This window comes from Sphingomonas sp., from assembly GCF_035555815.1.
Classification (GTDB): Bacteria; Pseudomonadota; Alphaproteobacteria; order Sphingomonadales; family Sphingomonadaceae; genus Sphingomonas.
Window position 1 is genome coordinate 1 of sequence record NZ_DATMGG010000100.1, and the last position, 1,785, is coordinate 1,785.

1 protein-coding gene and 1 pseudogene are annotated in these 1,785 nt (G+C 70.0%); both read right to left on the minus strand.

Going from position 1 to position 1,785, the window contains the following annotated elements; genetic code table 11:
* Positions 1 to 587: pseudogene (locus VNR91_RS05675) on the minus strand (hypothetical protein); the annotation flags it as partial.
* On the minus strand, positions 587 to 1,785 hold a 1,199-nt coding region (locus tag VNR91_RS05680), incomplete at its 5' end, for a DUF4139 domain-containing protein (RefSeq protein WP_325489808.1). The gene VNR91_RS05680 and the pseudogene VNR91_RS05675, both read right to left, overlap by 1 nt.

Sequence of the window (1,785 nt, forward strand, 5' to 3'; positions counted from 1 at the left end):
GTCGCGCGCGGGCTGCGCGTGGTCACGCTCAGCACCGGTTTGGCCGACAGCCCCGCCGGCACGCCGCGATAGACCGGCGTTTCGGGCAGACCCGAACAGCGCAGCGCCTCCACCCCGCTCGCGGTACGCAGCACGACGCCGCCGGACGGCCCGGACAGCACCACCGCGTCCTCCTCCCGCACCGCGCCGGTCGCGCGGTCGGTGCGGCGCAGCGACACGCGGTTGCCCAGCGATCCGTCGATCAACGCGGCGGGTGACAGCAGTTTCGCGTCGCGGTTCTTCTCGATCGTCCCGCCCGGCAGGCCGGTGATCACCGCGCTGACCGGGATAATGCCGCCCGCCACCCCCTCGAACCGCACCACAGAGGTTCCCGCCGGCAACCGCACGGTGCGCGTCTCGCTGACCAGCGCAAAGCCCTGCGGCATGTTCAGGTTGATCGCCTGCCCGCGCCGCCGGAAGGGGTCGCGATAGATCGTCACCGCGATCCTGCTCGGGGCGGATGCGGCGACGGTGGTCGGCGGTGCCGGCTGGGCGGCGACCGGCCCGGCCAGCAGCATCCCCGCCAGCAAGGCGAGCAGCGCCCGCATCAGAAGCGGGTGTCGAACGTCGCGGTGACGGTGCTGGTGCCGTTGGCGGGAACCGCCACCTGCCACACCGCCGTGTTGGAATCGCGGCGCTGGCTCTTCTGGCTTTCCTGGACGATCCGGGTGTCGGTCCACGACCAGTCCAGCCCGGCCTGCACCAGATCGACCGTCACCGCCTTCGCCCGCGCGTTGGTCAGCGTATAGCGCATCACCGTCCGCCAACGACCCGATCCAAGTTCGGTCCGCGATTCGACCACCGGCTGCACCTTCACATCGAACGCATCACCGGTGCGCAGCGCGATGCGCGATCCCTGCGGCGTGTGATCGATCACATTTTCGCCGGTGAATTGCGGCTGGCCGCGCTGGTCGCGGACATAGACCCGCACCGTCCCGGCGGGCAGCGCGTCGCCCAGCCCGCCCGCACTGGCGTTGGCAAAGCGCAGCATCGATCCGGCGCTGACGGGTTCCTTCGCCGAATTGAGCCACGGATTGACGAATTCATAGCCCGAACTCGCCGCCGCGCCCTTCACGTCCAGGAAACTGACCTGCTTGGTCTGTTTGTCGGCGATCGTGGTCCTCTCGGCCAGCGGATAGATATAGAAATCGCCCAGCTGTTCACGGTCCGACGTTTCGGTCCCCGCCTGCCGCACCGGCGCCGGTCGCCCGCGATTGGGTGGGCGGTACTGGTTATAGCCGTTGTCGTCCCCGGCCGACGCCACCTCGCCCGCGACCAGCAATGTCCGCGCGGCGTTGAAGGTCGTGCCGGTGGTGTTGCGCAGCGTCACCCATCCCTGCACGTCGATCGTCCCGCTCTTTTCATCGAACAGCGCGACATAGTCGGCCTGCCACCCCAGCCCCCGCGTCAGGTAGGACAGCGTCGCCGGCCGCGCGCCGCCGCGCTCGCTCGCCAACGTCACCGACAGCGTCGGCCGCGCGCGCAGGTTGGCGGGGATGCGGTCGAACACCGCGCGCGCGGGCAGGCCGTCGTCGCGCAGCACCTCGATCCGCTCGCCGATCTGGAGCACGACGCCGCCGTTGACCGCCAGCACCTTGGCCCGCTCGCGCGTCTCGGCGCCGGTCGCGGGATTGGTGCGGACCAGCGTGATCGTCTCGCCGACCGCATTCTGCATCAGGCTGGTCGGGCTGAGCAGGTCGTAATCGAAATTCTGTTCGACGATCGCGCCGTCGGGCACCGCCAGCG